General features: G+C 49.4%; 1 protein-coding gene. It reads right to left on the minus strand.

Annotated elements, in window-relative coordinates; all coding sequences use genetic code 11:
* Positions 1 to 492, minus strand: a 492-nt coding sequence (locus tag AM629_RS21475; protein ID WP_152912076.1) for a hypothetical protein, incomplete at its 3' end; no start/stop codon positions are given.
* Positions 493 to 545: the final 53 nt, after the last annotated feature.

Here is a 545-nt window from a genome sequence, read left to right on the forward strand (position 1 = left end):
ACGCCCGGTATCCACAGTCCCGGGATGACCCGACAGATAGGCTCCGCCAGAAGTGTAGTAGCCGTATTGTATTTGGGTTTCCAGCGTTTCATATCCACTTATCTGATCCCGCTCAAACTGCCGACACAACGCCTCTTTCAGCGTGCCTAGAGAAGCCGAAAGTGCAATCCCTCTGATGTAATGTGGATTTTCATGAAACTGGGTCTTTAACCGATAATTCATCAGCGCGGTAATGTCCTGCACCATTGCAACCGGATCAGGCAGGAACAGGATGACCCCTTTGCCTGGCATTAATTCTCTCTCTGCCCACCAGAGGTTATTCTGATCAAATAGATATTTCCCATTCCACTGAGAGCGGGTGTAATCGGCAATACGCCGGTTAGTATCTATTCTCGTGTGATATTCCGCTACAGTATCTGTCAGTGACGAGAACGGCAGCGCATTCTCCCCCTCTCCACTGTTCAGCCATTTTTCCATATCAAAACGTTGCATATATCGCGCTCGATAGGCCGGATCTTCATGCTTTTTACGTACCGCATCCGTCC

It is taken from the genome of Photorhabdus heterorhabditis, from assembly GCF_001280945.1.
Taxonomy (GTDB): domain Bacteria; phylum Pseudomonadota; class Gammaproteobacteria; order Enterobacterales; family Enterobacteriaceae; genus Photorhabdus; species Photorhabdus heterorhabditis.